The organism is Phytohabitans maris, assembly GCF_031085175.1.
GTDB classification, from domain to species: Bacteria; Actinomycetota; Actinomycetes; order Mycobacteriales; family Micromonosporaceae; genus Phytohabitans; species Phytohabitans maris.
This window is the reverse complement of sequence record NZ_JAVHUY010000006.1, coordinates 25,926-39,347: the sequence shown is the minus strand read 5'-3', so window position 1 is coordinate 39,347 and position 13,422 is coordinate 25,926. Positions and strand designations below refer to the sequence as shown.

Annotated in this window: 13 protein-coding genes; 5 read left to right on the top strand and 8 right to left on the bottom strand. The window is 73.3% G+C overall.

Annotated features, from left to right (window positions below; translation table 11 throughout):
* Genes RB614_RS07720 through RB614_RS07710 form a run of 3 tightly spaced genes read right to left on the bottom strand, consistent with a single transcriptional unit; the run spans position 1 to position 2,487 of the window.
* Complete coding sequence (locus tag RB614_RS07720; RefSeq protein ID WP_308711685.1) at positions 1–789, bottom strand: MlaE family ABC transporter permease; 789 nt, start codon at positions 787–789, stop codon at positions 1–3.
* A 1-nt stretch (position 790) separates the two neighbouring features.
* Positions 791–1,543 carry an MlaE family ABC transporter permease gene (locus RB614_RS07715; RefSeq protein ID WP_308711684.1) on the bottom strand — a complete coding sequence of 251 codons (753 nt, stop codon included), beginning with the start codon at positions 1,541–1,543 and terminating at the stop codon, positions 791–793.
* Complete coding sequence (locus RB614_RS07710) at positions 1,540–2,487, bottom strand: ABC transporter ATP-binding protein (RefSeq protein WP_308711683.1); 948 nt, start codon at positions 2,485–2,487, stop codon at positions 1,540–1,542. The genes RB614_RS07715 and RB614_RS07710 overlap by 4 nt, the downstream gene beginning before the upstream one ends.
* Before the next feature lie 123 nt (positions 2,488–2,610).
* Between RB614_RS07710 and shbA the strand changes: the two genes are divergently transcribed.
* Together shbA and RB614_RS07700 are read left to right on the top strand one after the other, a co-directional pair.
* Positions 2,611–3,195, top strand: a complete 585-nt coding sequence (gene shbA, locus RB614_RS07705; protein ID WP_308711682.1) for an RNA polymerase sigma factor ShbA — start codon at positions 2,611–2,613, stop codon at positions 3,193–3,195.
* A gap of 76 nt (positions 3,196–3,271) precedes the next feature.
* Positions 3,272–4,084, top strand: a complete 813-nt coding sequence (locus RB614_RS07700) for an anti-sigma-D factor RsdA (RefSeq protein WP_308711681.1) — start codon at positions 3,272–3,274, stop codon at positions 4,082–4,084.
* A gap of 772 nt (positions 4,085–4,856) precedes the next feature.
* Here the strand turns inward: RB614_RS07700 and RB614_RS07695 are convergent.
* A complete protein-coding gene (locus RB614_RS07695) occupies positions 4,857–5,630 on the bottom strand; it encodes an IclR family transcriptional regulator (RefSeq protein ID WP_308711680.1) in 774 nt (257 codons plus the stop codon).
* Positions 5,631–5,637: 7 nt separating this feature from the next.
* A complete protein-coding gene (locus tag RB614_RS07690) occupies positions 5,638–7,014 on the bottom strand; it encodes an APC family permease (protein WP_308711679.1) in 1,377 nt (458 codons plus the stop codon).
* Positions 7,015–7,324: 310 nt separating this feature from the next.
* Here RB614_RS07690 and RB614_RS07685 point away from each other — a divergent pair, with 310 nt between their 5' ends.
* From RB614_RS07685 to RB614_RS07675, 3 genes are all read left to right on the top strand, one after another.
* Positions 7,325–8,107 carry a hypothetical protein gene (locus RB614_RS07685; protein WP_308711678.1) on the top strand — a complete coding sequence of 261 codons (783 nt, stop codon included), beginning with the start codon at positions 7,325–7,327 and terminating at the stop codon, positions 8,105–8,107.
* Between the two features lie 7 nt (positions 8,108–8,114).
* On the top strand, positions 8,115–9,365 hold the full coding sequence (locus tag RB614_RS07680) for a copper amine oxidase (protein WP_308711677.1): 1,251 nt from the start codon (positions 8,115–8,117) through the stop codon (positions 9,363–9,365).
* Between the two features lie 66 nt (positions 9,366–9,431).
* Positions 9,432–10,067, top strand: coding sequence for a DUF305 domain-containing protein (locus RB614_RS07675; protein ID WP_308711676.1), 636 nt, complete (start codon positions 9,432–9,434; stop codon positions 10,065–10,067).
* On the opposite strand, the gene RB614_RS07670 is transcribed toward RB614_RS07675, so the two are convergent.
* The 3 genes from RB614_RS07670 to RB614_RS07660 all read right to left on the bottom strand — a co-directional run bounded on the left by RB614_RS07670 (position 10,064) and on the right by RB614_RS07660 (position 13,411).
* Entirely contained in the window at positions 10,064–10,846 is a 783-nt protein-coding gene (locus RB614_RS07670; RefSeq protein ID WP_308711675.1) for an SAF domain-containing protein, read from the bottom strand. The two genes, RB614_RS07675 and RB614_RS07670, sit on opposite strands and share 4 nt — an antisense overlap.
* Positions 10,809–11,768, bottom strand: a complete 960-nt coding sequence (locus RB614_RS07665) for a hypothetical protein (RefSeq protein WP_308711674.1) — start codon at positions 11,766–11,768, stop codon at positions 10,809–10,811. The genes RB614_RS07670 and RB614_RS07665 overlap by 38 nt, the downstream gene beginning before the upstream one ends.
* 470 nt (positions 11,769–12,238) lie before the next feature.
* On the bottom strand, positions 12,239–13,411 hold the full coding sequence (locus tag RB614_RS07660; protein ID WP_308711673.1) for an MFS transporter: 1,173 nt from the start codon (positions 13,409–13,411) through the stop codon (positions 12,239–12,241).
* Positions 13,412–13,422: the final 11 nt, after the last annotated feature.

Sequence of the window (13,422 nt, the reverse complement as noted above, 5' to 3'; positions counted from 1 at the left end):
TCACCCCGCGATCCGTACCGTCGTCGTCGCACCCCAGATGGCGAGCGACAGGAAGAAGTCGACGATGTTGACGGCCACGATGGAGAGCCGCACCGCCCGGCCCACCGCGACGCCGACGCCGGCCGGCCCGCCGCTGGCCGTGTACCCGTAGTAGCAGTGCACGAGCACGACGATGACCGCGAAGACCAGCACCTTGGCGAACGACCAGAGCACGTCGACCGGGGGTAGGAAGAGGTCGAAGTAGTAGTCGTACGTGCCGGCGGACTGTCCGAAGTAGTGGATCGCCATCATCCGGGTGGCGAAGTAGCTGGAGAGCAGCCCGATCACGTACAGCGGGACGACCGCGACGAACGCGGCGATCATCCGGGTGGTGACCAGGAACGGCAGCGACGGCACGGCCATCACCTCCAGCGCGTCGACCTCCTCGGAGATCCGCATCGCGCCGAGCTGCGCGGTGAATCCACACCCGACGGTCGCGGAGAGCGCGAGGGCGGCCACGAGCGGGGCGATCTCGCGGGTGTTGAAGTACGCCGAGACGAAGCCGGTGAACGCGCTGCTGCCGATCTGGTTGAGCGCCTGGTAGCCCTGCAACCCCACTTCGGTGCCGGTGAAGAAGGTCAGGAAGCAGATGACGCCGACGGTGCCGCCGGCCACGGCGATCGCGCCCTTGCCGAAGCTCACCTCGGCCAGCAGGCGCACGACCTCGCGCTTGTACCGCCGGACGGTGCGCGGCGTCCAGGCGAAGGCCCGGAGGTAGAAGGCGAGCTGCGCGCCCAGTGTGTCCAGCACGTCACGTCCCCTTCTGCGGGACGACCTGGAAGTAGATCGCGGTGATGACGAAGTTGAGGGCGAAGAGCAGCATGAACGTGATCACCACGCTCTGGTTGACGGCCTCGCCGACGCCCTTCGGCCCGCCCTTGGCGGTCATCCCCTTGTACGAGGCGACGAGCGCCGCCACCGCGCCGAAGACCAGCGCCTTGATCTCCCCCACCACCAGGTCGGGGAGCTGCCCGAGGGCCTGGAAGCTGGCCAGGTAGGCGCCCGGCGTACCGCCCTGGAGCACCACGTTGAAGAAGTAGCCGCCGGCCACGCCGACCACGTTGACCAGGCCGTTGAGCAGCACCGCGACGAGCATCGAGGCGAGCAGGCGGGGCACGACGAGGCGCTGGATGGGGTCGATGCCGAGCACCCGCATCGCGTCCAGCTCCTCGCGGATCTTCCGGGCGCCCAGGTCGGCGCAGATCGCGGAGCCGCCGGCGCCGGCGATGATGAGCGCGGTCACGATCGGTCCGGCCTCGCGCACCACCGCCAGCACCGAGGCGGCGCCGGTGAACGACTGGGCGCCGAGCTGCCGCACCAGGGAACCGAGCTGCAGCGCGATCACCGCGCCGAACGGGATCGAGACCAGCGCGGCCGGCAGGATCGAGACCGAGCTGATGAACCAGGCCTGCTGCACGAACTCGCGCAGCTGGAACGGCCGCCGTGGCAGCCCGCGCAGCGCGTCCAGGCTGAACGCGACGAAGTTGCCGGTCGCGGCGATCATCTGAGCACCACCGTCTCGAACGACCCGGGCGGCGGCTCCACCCCGTGCGCGCGGCACCAGGCGCCGGGCGGGTGCTCGGCGCGGCGGGGCAGGCCGTTGGAGGGGCGCAGCTGGAACGGGATCGGCGGCAGCGGCGGCAGCTCCACCCCGGCCTCGGCCTCGGCGCGCAGCTCGTCGGCGTCCTTCTCCTCGGCCATCCCGATCGGCCCGACCCGCTGCGCGTTGAGGAACTGCCGCACCACCGGCTCGGTGCTGGACAGCAGCATCTCCCGCGGCCCGAACATGGCCAGATGCCCGTGGTAGATCAGGCCGATGTTGTCCGGCACGGTGCGCGCGGTGTTGATGTCGTGGGTGACGATCAGGAACGTCGCGCCGGTCTGCTGGTTGAGGTCGATGATCAGCTGGTTGAGGTAGGCGGTGCGGACCGGGTCGAGGCCGGAGTCCGGCTCGTCGAAGAGCACGATCTCCGGTTCGAGCACGAGCGCCCGGGCGAGGCCGGCCCGCTTGCGCATGCCGCCGGAGATCTCGCCGGGCAGCTTTCCCTCGGCGCCGACCAGCCCGACCATATCGAGCTTTTCCAGGACCACGTCCCGGATCCGCGACTCGGAGTGGCGGGTGTGCTCGCGCAGCGGGAAGGCCACGTTGTCGTAGATGCTCATCGAGCCGAAGAGCGCGCCGTCCTGGAAGAGCACGCCGAAGAGGCGGCGCACCTCGTAGAGCCGCCGCTCGGAGAGGCGGGTCAGGTCGTGCTTGGCGATCCAGATCGAGCCGCGGTCCGGCCGCAGCAGCCCGACGAGCGTCTTCAGGAAGACCGACTTGCCGGTGCCGGAGGGGCCGAGGAGCACCGAGATCTCGCCCGCGGGAAGGGTGAGGCTCACGTCCGACCAGACCGGCTGGCGGCCGAACGACTTGGTCAGGCCCTCGACCCGCACCTCGACTCCCACGCCTGTTGCATCGCTCGGGCGCCGCGGGGCGTAACAGCCGATTTCCCGCGTTGGCCATTTGAGCTGCTCACCGGTACGGTGCGTGGTTAACCCCCCAGTAACGAAGGTGCGTCTCCCCACGACATGACGGCAACGATCGATCCGGAGCTCGTCGCGCGCGCCGCGCGGCGTGACTCCGCGGCGACGTCCGCCCTGCTGGCGCAGTTGCGCCCGGGGCTGGTCCGGTACTGCCGTGCCCGGCTCGGCCGGATCGGCGGCGCGTACACGACGGCCGACGACGTGGCGCAGGAGGTCTGCCTGGGCGTGCTGCGCGCGCTCCCGCGTTACCGGGAGGAGGGTCGCCCGTTCTCCGCTTTCGTGTACGCCATCGCCGCCAACAAGGTCGCCGACGCCCAGCGCGCCGCGATCCGCGACTCGTCCGCGGTGGCCGCCTCCGACGAGGTGCTCGACCGGCCCGACGCCGCGCCCGGCCCGGAGCAGCAGGCCGTCTCCACCGACCTGGCCCGGCGCCTCTCCGCGCTGCTCGACCGCCTGCCGCAGGCGCAGCGCGAGATCATCCTGCTGCGCGTGGCGGTCGGGCTCCCCGCCGAGGAGGTCGGCGAGGTCATGGGCATGTCCGCGGCCGCTGTCCGGGTCGCCCAGTCTCGCGGGCTGGCCCGCCTGCGTACGCTGGCCGGTAGTGCGCTGGACGAGGTGAGCGCGGCATGACCGAGCGAAGCGTGGGAATCATCGGGCTCAGCCCGCCTGGAGCCGCGCGGCCGCCCGCGGCTAAGCGAGGACGGCCATGAGCGACCAGCGCGGCAAGGCCGACCAGCCGGTATCGGTGGCTCAGATCGCCGCCGACGACCGGCTGCTGGACGCGCTCGGCCGCGGCGAGCCGCTCGACGCCGACCTGGCGGCGGATCCGGCCGCGGCGATGCTCGCGGCCTGGCGCGACGACCTGGCCGAGGAAGCCGGGGACGGCGACCTCTGGGACGATCTCGACGATGAGCCGGCCCCGCTCCCGGCCGGCGACCCGGCCCGCAAGCGGCGGCTGGTCCAGGCCATCCTCGGCGCGGCGGCCGCCGCGGTGGTGGCGATGGGGCTCGCCGTCTCCGCACACCAGGCCCAGCCCGGCAGCGTACTGTGGCCGGTGTCCAAAGTGGTCTATCCGCAGCGGGCCGAGGTGAAGGCCGCGGAGAAGGCGATCGCGGACGCCGCCACCGCCCTCGCCGAGGGGCGAAACGCCGACGCGCAGGCCCTGCTCACCAAGGCCGGGGCACACATCGCCCGGATCGACGACGAGGCCACCGCGGCCCGGCTGCGGGGCGAGGTCGAGGCCCTCCAGCGCGTCCTGAACGCCGCTACCGCACCCCCGCCGCCGGCCGTCACGCCCACGCCGGCGCCGGCACCCACCGCGCCGCCGCCCCCGCGCGCCAGCCGGCCCGCGCCGGGCGGCTCGCCGGGCGCCAAGCCCGCACCCCCGCCGGAGGGCGGCGCCCCGTCGCCCACCCCGTCCAACCCGGGCGGCGGCCTCCTCCCGCGGCCCCCCCCGCTCCTCCCCCTGCCGCCGATCCAGCTCCCCACGCTTCCCCCGATCCTCCCCGGCGGCGACTGACCCCCACCACCTCCGTGATCGAAGCTCCCTTCACGTCGTTCTAGCGACTTGAAGGGAGCTTCGATCACCGTTGAGGACGGGCGCGCGGAGCGGCACGAGACCGCTCTGTCCGAAAGCCAAAGAATTCGAGCTACCGCGACGTCCGTCGTGGTCCGGACCGTTGCTCCCGCGGCCTCACCTCCCGCGCCTGGTCACGCTCAGGAACGTCAGGCCGTCGACCGGCCGCGATCACCGGGCGGCCGTCGAGATCGTGGTACACAGGTGCCCCCAGGCGGGCGGATCCGTACCACGATCTGCTGGGACGGTCCACTGTTGAGCCCTGAACGCAGGGTCGAGGTCCGCACGCCCCTTGATCGCCACCGAGGTTTGGTTGGCTCGTGCCGATCTCGCAGCGCCGATCATGGCAAAGGCGGTCGCTCGGGATACCGCGATCACCGGCTGGAGCCCGGCGTTGGGACCACGCCGTAGTGGTGATCGTTCGCCCGGTTTCCGTGTGAAACGCCGGGCAAGGACGCGGGTTTCGGGTGAACGATCATCCGGCATCACACCGGAACCACTGCGGCGGTCGCGGTCGCTCCTCTCGACCGCCGCGCGGATGGCGCGGTGCCCCGCCTGTGCGAGCAGCTCCAGCGCACCGCGCACGCACACCTCCACCCCGACGGACAGCGCGCCGCAAGCCCACGCGGATGGCGCGGTGCCCCGTCTGTGCGGGCAGCTCGAGAGCACCGCGCATGCGGCCCGCGGGTGAGACGGACCGGGGTATCCGGGATCTTCAGGCGGGGGTACGGTGGAGGAGGCGGGCGAGGTCGTGGGCGCAGCGCTCGACCAGGCGGAGCACCGCGGGCGCCAGGGCGGCGATGCGGTCCGGGCTGCCGCTGACCGCGAGGCCGGCGACCAGCGCGCCGTCCGGGTCCCGCACCGGCATCGCGACGCAGCCGCGGTCGGTGCGCAGCTCGCCGAACTGCCGGGCCACCCGGTCGCCGCGGACCCGGTCGAGCTCGCGGTCCAGCGCGTCCGGGCGGCCGACGGTGTGCGGGGTGAGCTGCCGCAGCTCGGCCGGGGCGCCGGGGGCCAGGGCGTGCCAGTCGGGCTGGTCGGCGAGGAGGAGCTTGCCCAGCGCGGAGGCGTGCAGGTGGCGGGCGAGGACCGCGTCCGGCGAGGGCGGGTGGTCCGGGTCGGGGTCGAGCATGCGCAGCCGGCCGTGGCGGAGCGAGGCGAGGTGCACCGCCAGGCGTACCCGGGACCGCAGCTCGGCCACCGCGTCGGCCGCACCGGCCGGCACGGCGGAATGGGCGACGGCGCCGGCCAGCTCCACCACCTTGCGCCCCAGCGCGAAGCCGCGCAGGTCGGGGAGGCGGACCAGGTACTCCTCGGCGACGAGCAGGTTGACCAGGCGGTACGTGGTGGCGGGTGACATGCCGAGCGCGGCCGAGAGTTCGCGCGCGGTGACGCCGGGGCCGGCGCGGGCGACCTGTTCCAGCACGGTGAGGGCGCTGCGGATCGCGGCGGGCTGGCGGCCGGCGGGCGGGTGGTCGGTGGTGGCCATGGCGGGCCTACCGCGCCCGCCGGGACGCGGCGCCGGGAGCCAGCCCGTCCGGTGAGGCGCCGGGCAGGATGTCGTCCGGCGTGGCCGCGTCGAAGAAGCCCATCGCGCTGAGCCGGTGCGGTGCCCGGCGCCGCACCCGCAGCAGCCACAGCAGGCCCAGCCCGAGGAAGCCGACCAGCGCGGCGACCACCCAGCCCAGCCCGTCGTTCAGGCCGGCGCGGACGACGAGCACGAGCGAGCCGGCGGTCACCGCGGCGGCGAGCGCGGCGACGCCGGTGGCACCCGCGGTCGCCTCGCCGATCCGGTGCAGGAACGGCGCGGCGGCGAGGCAGACCAGCAGGTAGGCGACCAGGAACGCGAGCACGGCCAGCAGCCCCAGCCAGCCGGAGACGCGGCGGGTGGACGTGCCGAGCGCCCACATCACGAGCGGAACGCCCACGGCGAGCGGCACCATCGCGTACGCGGCCACGTAGGGCGTGCGGTAGCGGGCGTGGGTGCGGCCCAGCGCGGGCGGCGTGACCCGCTCGCGGCCCATGGAGAAGAGGACCCGCACGACCGCGTTCATCGACGCCATCGCGCAGGCGAACAGCGACGACGCAAGACCGAGCTGGACCAGCGCGGGCAGGACCGGCAGCGGCGGCCCGCTCCCGTCCGCACCGCCGCCGCGGGCGAGCGCGACCAGGTGCAGCACCGCGGCCAGCGCGAACAGGGCACCGCACGCGGCGGGCGTCCAGAGCACCACCCGGGGTACGACCGCGAACGGCTTGCGCGCCTCGACGCTCAGCGCGCACCCGCTCTCGAAGCCGACGAGCGCCTTGATCCCGGTCAGCAGCGCGGCCGCGAAGACCCCGAGGTCGAGCGCGGAGGGGGGCGGGCCGGCGGCGGTGCCCCGGTACGCGGCGACGGTGAGCGCGGTCAGCACCGCCACCACCGAGCCGGCCTCCAGCAGCAGCGTGAGCGCGGCGGAGATCCGGATCCCGCGTACCACGATGGCGGTCATCGCGGCGCCGAGCAGGGCGGTGACGAGCAGTGCGGGCGCGTCGCCGGCCGGGCGGTGCAGCGCGCCCGCCTCGACGAGGAAGCCGACCACCCGCCGTCCCGAGCCGAGCAGGCACATCACGACCAGCGACCCGTACGCGAGGATCAGCGCGCAGCCGGTCAGGAAGCCGGCGGTCGGGCCGAGTCCTTTGGAGACGTACGTGTAGAGGGAGCCGGCCGCGGCCATCCGGCGGGCGAACTGGGCGACCGCGAGCCCGACCAGCATCATCGCCAGCGTGGCGAGCCCGATCACCGGTACGGCCGCCGCGCCCATGGCGGTGACCATCGCGGTGGCCGACATCATGCCCGGCGAGGGTGCTACGACGGAGACCGCCTGGGCCGCCACCGGGAGCGCGGAGAGTCGCCGGCGGTCGAGCCCGGCGCGGGGTGCCGGCGGCCGCTCGTCGGGGCGGGAGAGCGCGTCCGCGATGGCGTCGGCGAGTGCGCTGATGATCCACCCCCTTCCCGCGATGGCCGGAGCCGTTCCCGCGATGGCCGAAAGTTAGGTGATCAACATTTCCGGGGTGTTGCGGCAACTGAGAACGGCACGCCACCCCCTCTCGTTTGGCGGCATCGCGATCTTCCCGCGCGTTGATGATCGTGACATCGACGCGACCCAGGGTGATCTCCGTCCACTCACCCCCGCTGGAGGGTCTATGGAACATCCCTGGAAATCCCGGGCGCAGCGGCTGCGATGGGGGTTAGGTGTCGCCTCCTGTACGGCCGTGGTCGCGCTCGCCGTCGCATGGATCGGCGGTGCCACCGCGTCGACACCCAACCGGGCACCGGACGCCGACGCGGCCGCCCCGGCGAGCGCCGAGGCCGAGCCGGTGCGGGCACCCGCCGCCGACCCGACCCCCGGCCCCGCGCCGGCCGCCGGTACCGGGCGCGACCCGCTCACACCGTCCGAACTGGACCGGGCGCGGGCCGCCGCCCTCGCCGCGCCGCTCGCCGGGGCCACCGACGTCAACGGCGCGGCCGGGCCGGAGTACCTGTCGTTCGAGCTCGTCGAGACGAAGGAGGCGAACGCGCCGCGGCGGGCGGCCGTGTACCTCTACGACTACACGGCCGACAAGCTCGTCAAGCGCGTGGTCAACCTGAAGACCGGCGCGGTGGAGGGCACGTTCGCGGCCGCCAAGCGGCAGCCGCCCCCATCCGACCGGGAGGTCGCCAAGGCTCTCGCGCTCTTCCTCGCCGACGGGCAGAGCGCCGACTTCAAGTCCCGGTACCAGAAGGCGACCGGGAAGGCGTTCACCTCGGCGGACCAGGTCGAGATCACCGGGACGACGTACGTCGCCCGGCCTGCCGACACCGGTGCCGACCAGTGCGGCGAGCACCGGTGCGTGCAGTTCATCACCCAGGTCCCGAACGGACCGTTCATCGACATCACCGACATCGTGGTCGACCTCTCCGGTCGCACGGTGGCGCGCCTACGTTAGGAGCCGGATGCGCAAGAAGCTTTGGGGCGCCGCCGCGGCGGCGCTGCTCGTCTCGGCGGGCATCGCGGTGCCGGCACCGGCGCAGGCCAACGACCGGTGGGACTACTGCGGCAACGACGCCCTGGTCAAGCAGGAGCTCAAGAACGGCACGCTGTGGCAGATGTGCTGGCACGTCGACGAGAAGACCGGCCTGGTGGTGGAGAAGGTCGCGGTCAAGGGCAAGCGCGACAAGCTCCCGATCATGGTGCTCGACTCGTCCACGATGGCGCAGCTGAACGTGCCGTACGACTCGGGCTACAACGAGTGGAACGACATCACCTCGTACGGGTTCGGCGGCGACTACATGCAGCCGCTCGCCGCGTCCGACTGCAAGGGGCAGCGGCGCGGCGTGTGGACCGGCGCCGGCCAGGACGCCAAGAAGGTGCTCTGCGTCAGCGAGGAGGAGACCGGCCTCGCGTACCGGCTGGAGGGTGAGACGCCGGAGAAGCCGTACGCCAAGATGGGCTCCGACCTCGTGCTCCGGACCATCTCGAAGGTCGGCTGGTACGAGTACATCACCGAGTACCGCTTCGCCGACGACGGCCAGATCTCGGTGCGCCTCGGCGCCACCGGCGACCTGGCGCCGCGCGACTACACCACCCCCGACCAGGGCTGGCCGATCGGACCCGGCCAGACCGACTACTCCGTGAACCACTACCACAGCGCGTTCTGGCGGGTCGACTTCAACATCGGCGGGGACGGCACGGAGAAGGTCGAGCAGTACGACACGGCGCCGACCGGCGAGCAGGGCCGGCGCGGTGCCATCTACGCGACGGCGAAGACCGACGTGCCCACCGAGACGACGCTCAACACCGGCCTGCGCCGCTGGTGGCGGGTGGTCAGCCCGACCAGCAAGAACGCCGACGGCCACTTCCGCTCGTACGAGCTGGAGCTGGGCGCGAGCGACGCGTACGAGGCACACCCGGAGACCCAGCCGGACGTGACCTTCACGCAGTACAAGCCGTGCGAGAAGTTCGCCACGTTCAACCAGGACCCCGAGTGCGCCGGCACGACGATCCTGGAGTACACGAACGGCGAGCGGCTCACCGACCCGGTGATGTGGGTCCGGGTCGGCTTCCACCACGTGCCGCGCGACGAGGACCAGAGCCCGATGCCGGTGCACTGGCAGGGCTTCGACCTCGTGCCGCGGGACTTCACCGCGCAGAACCCGCTGGCCCCGGCCGACCGGCTGGGCGTCAACGGCGACGGCGTGGCCTGACCCGTCCCCGACTCCGCCCCGCGTGCGCGCCGACGCGCGCGGGGCGGATCCCCTCTGGAGGTTGCCGTGCGCGCGACGCTCTCGCTCTCCGCCTGCCTGCTGCTCGCCGGCTGCGGCGCCGGTGCCGGTGCGGCGGTCCCGCCACCACCCCCGCCACCGTCACCGTCCACTGTGGCGCCCGCTCCCGAGGCGTCCTCGACGCCACCCAACGGCCAGGACCTGCTCTTCGCCGCCATGATGATCGCCCACCACGGGCAGGCGGTACGGATGAGCCAGACGCTGCTGGGCAAGACCGGCGTACCGGAGCGGGTGGTCGCGGTCGCCGACTACATCCGCGCCGACCAGGGCCGCGAGATCACCGAGATGAACGCCTGGCGGGTGGCGTGGGGATCCCCGGCGGTGTCACCGGACGACCCGGCCGCCGCCCGGCACGGCGCCGGCCACGGCATGATGACCGAGGAACAGCTGGCCGCGCTCGCCGCCGCCGACGGCCCGGCCGCCACCCGGCTCTACCTGGAGCAGATGATCGAGCACCACAAGGGCGCCATCCTCATGGCGAAGACGGTGCTCAAGGTCGGGCGCAACGCATACGTCCGCAACCTCGCCAAGCACATCGTCAACGAGCAGGGCGCCGAGAACGACGTCATGACCAAGCTCCTCGCCGCCCCGGCGGCCAGCCGCGACGCGGGCGGAGCCGGCTAGGCGGGCGCGTCGGCCGCGGCCGGATCCCTGAGTACGACCGCGGTGCCGGTGCCAACGGCCACCTCGTTCGCCTTGGCGTCCCGCGCCCGGAGCGCGACCACGAGCGTCCTGGTCGGCGCGGGATCGCCGCCGGTCACCGAGAGCACGACCGCGTCGAGGCGGGCCAGTACCCGCCGGTCGCGGACCAGCAGCAGTTGGATCCGGTGGCCGGGCTGGAGCGCGCCGCCGAGCACCGTCGCGGGCGACACCTCGAAACCGTGCACCGTGAGGTCGTCGCCGAGCACCTGGGCCACGTCCGGCGCGACGTCGCCTCGCCGCAGCGGCTGGTCCCGGGCGATCGGCTTGAGGCTGAGGCGCCCCTCCACCGGCAGGTCCGCGTACTTCTCGGCCTCGCCGGCGTCCCGCGTCCCCAGCGTGACGTCGTCCGCGGTGATGACGTGGTAGGCGGGCAGGTCCCGGGTGGCGACGAAGACCGCGACGGTGTCGGGCTGCCGGGCGGTGAGGTAGATCGCGGCGCCGACGCCCACCACCGCGAGGACCAGCAGGTATCGCGAGAGGGGTCCCGCCCGGCGGGACGGGCGGCCGGGGGCCACGGGCCGGGTACCCGCGTCCGGAGTCCGTTGCCGGGGCACGGCGGCGTGCTCCACGGCCGGTGCCTCCGGGAGCGAGTCGAGATCCACGATGCGGCCGCCGACCGGGGCGGGGACCGGCCCCTCCCCCAACGGCCTCCCGCTGGCCGCGTCAGCGTCCGGCGTCTCCAGGTGTTCGTCGGGGGGCACCGCGCGACCCTAATCCGGGCGCGGGATCCGCCGGCTCCGCCACGCCGTCGGCGTACGTCCAGGTGGGAAGCATGCCACGCCCCACGAAGTCACCCAGCTCCCGCCACCGGTCCTGCTCGTCGTCCGGCGTCTGCGGCGGCGGGATCCGGAGTTGCTCCAGCAGGGTGAGCCGGTGGGTGTCGAACAGGGCACGCAGGTGCTCGCCGTACTCCGACGCCGCCGAGATGCCGGACAGGTAGGCGGCGTACGCGCCACCGGCGCCGATGACGAAACACACCAGCGCGACGACCGCCGAGCTCCCGACCACCGCGGCGACGACCGGCGAGAGGATCCCGAAGCCGACGAACCACAACGACAGGACGAGCAGGAACTCAAGCGTCGCCCGCGAGTCCTCGGCGTCCTGCACGGACTCGCGCGGCAGGACCTGGAGCAGGCGTGGCCAGACCAGGATCAGGTCGGCCTCGTACCGGTACAACGGGTAACGCTCGGCCGCCCGGATCACGTTGCCCAACCGGGTCGGCAGCACCTCGTGGCTCGCCGGGTACTCGATGTACAGGGTGAACCACTCGCCGTCGTCCGCGTCCAGCGCCGCGCTGCGCGCCCGGTGCCACCGCTTGCCCGCCTCGTCGAGCGCCGGCCACCGGGCCAGCGGATAGCCCTCGAAGAGCCGGATGACGTTGCGCCACTGGCTGGCGACGATCACGGCCAGGAACCAGCAGAACGTGAAGTACCCGGCCGCGACCAGCGCCTTCGTGGCGAGCGGGAGCGGGTTGAACGTCGCGATCAGGCGATCGAGCCGGCGGTCCTGCATCAGGCACGGAAGCGCGGCGGCGGGCAGCAGGACCAGGACCGGCAGGAAGGCGTTCGTGAGGAAGCGCCGCTCCAGGACCGATGTGGCCCGATCGAGGAAACTGTCGATCATCGCGGGAAATGCAGCCTTTTGGTGCGGATCGGGTGCGGAACCCTATCGGTTTCCTTGGAACACCCGGCGGGATAGTGGTCGAACCATCCGTCCCAGCACCCCTTTTCGCACACCACGAACGCCTTGACCACGATGGGGCGGGCATGCGCGGCGTTTCTCCCGCACGCGTGCCGGAGGCGGTCGGTGACCACGTTCCAGGAACAGTCGGGGCAGGCCACCACCACGCGAGAGCCAGACAGGGGCCTGCCCCCGTTACCCGGCGGGTCGCCGGCGAGGCGGAGACTGCCTGGGGCCATCGGACCCCTTCCCTGAGCAGGTCGCGCGTTGATCCACGACGAGCCTGGACGAACGCCCACCGCACGTCAAGCCATCGTTCGGGGACCCGACACCCGGCGTCGTCGGTGACGGGACGAACGCCGGCTTCTCCGCCGGCTTCTCCGCCGGCTGCGAGGCGGGTGGCGGCGCCCGCGTCAGCTGAGGCGGGCGCCGCGGGCGACGAGGCAGAGCACCGGGATCAGCGCCGCCAGTGTCCAGCTCAGACCGATGAGCTCGGCGGTGCCGCCGATCAGCGCCGGGCCGAGCAGGACGCCCGAGTAGGTCATCGTGGTGAACCGGGCGACGGAGCCGGCCGCCCCGGCACCGCCGGCGCCGAGGTGGCCGACCACGCTGTACAGCACCGGCAGCGGGGTCGCCAGGCCCAGGCCCACCACGGCGAACCCGGCGATGGCGAGCGCCGGCCACGGGCTGAGGACCACGGCGATCAGCCCGCCCGCGGCGGCGAGCGTGCCCACCCCGATCAGGATCCGCGCCGGGTGGCGGGCCGACAGCCGGTCGCCGACCAGCCGTAGCGAGGTCTGGCAGATGTTGAAGGCGACGTACCCCAGGGCCGCCGTGCCGAGCGAGGCGCCCAGGTTTTCGTGCAGGTACACCCCGCTCCAGGTGATCACGGCTCCCTCGCAGGTCAGCACCCCGGCACCCATGGCACCGAGGATCAGCAGGCGGCGCGTGAACCCGGCGCGGGGTGGGCGGTCCTCGACCCGGGGCCGGCGGTCCACGGTGGCGGGCAGCAACCAGCGGCCGACCAGCAGCGCGCCGGGCACCAGCACGGCGGCCAGGTACAGGTAGTGGTGGGCGAGCGGCAGGTCCGCCTCGGCCGCCGCGCCGCCGGTCAGCGAGCCCGTGACGGCGCCGATGCTCCAGGCCGCGTGGCAGCCGTTCATGATCGGCCGGTGCAGTGCCCGCTCGACGGCCACCCCGTGTGCGTTCATCGACACGTCGAGCAGGCCGTGGGCGGCGCCCATCACGATCATGGCGGCGCCGAGCTGGGGCAGGCCGCCGGCGAGCCCGACGCCGAGCAGCGCCAGCGGAAGCACGACCGTCGCGGCACGGACCAGCGCCGCGCTGCCCAGCCGGGCGGTCAGGCGGCCGGCGACCTGCATGACGATCACCGCGACCACGCCGAACAGCGCGGACACCGCGCCGAGCTGGACGGCGCTCAGGTCGTGGTCGAGCTTCAGCGACGGGTTTCGGACCGCGAGGCTGGCGATCGCCAGGCCGTTGCCGGCGAACACCGCCGCGATGGCCCAGCGGGCCCGGAGCGCGCGTATGGCCTCCGACCGGTCTCCGATATCCGTGATCGTCATGCCACCCCTCC

Coding starts and splice junctions, on each gene's coding strand:
- RB614_RS07715 (WP_308711684.1), bottom strand. CDS start 1,543: ATGATCGCCGCGACCGGCAACTTCGTCGCGTTCAGCCTGGACGCGCTG.
- shbA (WP_308711682.1), top strand. CDS start 2,611: ATGACGGCAACGATCGATCCGGAGCTCGTCGCGCGCGCCGCGCGGCGT.
- RB614_RS07700 (WP_308711681.1), top strand. CDS start 3,272: ATGAGCGACCAGCGCGGCAAGGCCGACCAGCCGGTATCGGTGGCTCAG.
- RB614_RS07695 (WP_308711680.1), bottom strand. CDS start 5,630: ATGGCCACCACCGACCACCCGCCCGCCGGCCGCCAGCCCGCCGCGATC.
- RB614_RS07685 (WP_308711678.1), top strand. CDS start 7,325: ATGGAACATCCCTGGAAATCCCGGGCGCAGCGGCTGCGATGGGGGTTA.
- RB614_RS07680 (WP_308711677.1), top strand. CDS start 8,115: ATGCGCAAGAAGCTTTGGGGCGCCGCCGCGGCGGCGCTGCTCGTCTCG.
- RB614_RS07665 (WP_308711674.1), bottom strand. CDS start 11,768: ATGATCGACAGTTTCCTCGATCGGGCCACATCGGTCCTGGAGCGGCGC.
- RB614_RS07660 (WP_308711673.1), bottom strand. CDS start 13,411: ATGACGATCACGGATATCGGAGACCGGTCGGAGGCCATACGCGCGCTC.